General features: G+C 71.8%; 1 protein-coding gene. It reads left to right on the plus strand.

Annotated elements, in window-relative coordinates; genetic code table 11:
* Positions 1-216 precede the first annotated feature (216 nt).
* On the plus strand, positions 217-1,370 hold a 1,154-nt coding region (locus P3W75_RS07835), incomplete at its 3' end, for a M20 aminoacylase family protein (protein ID WP_276226800.1).

Raw genomic sequence — 1,370 nt, forward strand, 5'->3', positions numbered from 1 at the left:
CATTCCCGTCGAGCAGGCCGGCGACGACCCGTCCAGCGTGGCCATAGGCGTCTACTACCACTTCTGAACCACGACCTGGTTCCACCCTGTGGAACCACCGCGCATTGCCCAACCGAACCCGCCCGCGCTTTGCTGGTGCCCAGCCACCCGGCGGCGCCGCCGCCGGCACCACCAACAAGACCGGACCACAGTCCGGCTACCCCGGAGAGCCCCCGCATGTCCCTCCACGACTCCATCCTCGCTTGGCTCGAAGACGCCGCCGCCGACCTCAAGGCGCTGCGCCAGGACATCCACGCCCACCCCGAGCTGGGCTTCGAAGAACGCCGCACCGCCGACCTGGTGGCCGAGCTGCTCAGCCAGTGGGGCTACGAGGTGCACCGTGGCGTCGGCCGCACCGGCGTGGTCGGCGTGCTGCGCCACGGCGCCTCGGACAAACGCCTGGGCCTGCGCGCGGACATGGACGCGCTGCCCATCGAGGAAGCCACCGGCCTGGCCTACAGCAGTTGCCACCACGGGCGCATGCACGCCTGCGGCCACGACGGGCATACCGTGATGCTGCTCGGCGCGGCGCGCTACCTGGCCGCCACCCGGCGCTTCGCCGGCACCCTGACGCTGATCTTCCAGCCCGCCGAGGAAGGCCAGGGCGGCGCCCTGGCCATGCTGGAGGACGACCTGCTGCAACGCTTCCCCTGCGACGCGCTGTTCGGCATGCACAACATGCCGGGCCTGGAAGCCGGCCACCTGTGCTTGCGCAGCGGGCCGATGATGGCCTCGCAGGATTTGCTGGAGGTGCGCATCGAAGGCGTCGGCGGGCACGGCTCGATGCCGCACCTGAGCGTCGACCCGCTGGTGGCCGCGTCCAGCGTGGTGATGGCCCTGCAGACGGTGGTGGGGCGCAACGTCGACCCGCAGCAGGCGGCGGTGGTCACCGTCGGCGCGCTGCAGGCCGGCGAGGCGGCCAACGTGATTCCGCAGCAGGCGCTGCTGCGCCTGAGCCTGCGCGCGCTCGACGCCAAGGTGCGCGAGCAGGTGCTGGAGCGGGTCATGGCGATCATCCACGCGCAGGCGCAGAGCTACGGCTGCACGGCCAGCATCGAGCACCGCCCGGCCTACCCGGTGCTGGCCAACACGCCCGGGGAAACCGCCTTCGCCCGCGAGGTTGCGGTCGAGCTGGTGGGCGCCGAGCAGGTGCGCGAAGCGCCCACGGTGATGGGCAGCGAGGACTTCGGCTGGATGCTCCAGCGCTGCCCCGGCAGCTACCTGTTCATCGGCAACGGGCCGGGAGCGATGGTGCACAACCCGGCCTACGACTTCAACGACGCCATCCTGGTGCGCGGCGCCGCCTACTGGGCGGCCCTGGCCGAGCGCTG

It is taken from the genome of Pseudomonas citronellolis (assembly GCF_029335315.1).
GTDB classification, from domain to species: Bacteria; Pseudomonadota; Gammaproteobacteria; order Pseudomonadales; family Pseudomonadaceae; genus Pseudomonas; species Pseudomonas citronellolis_A.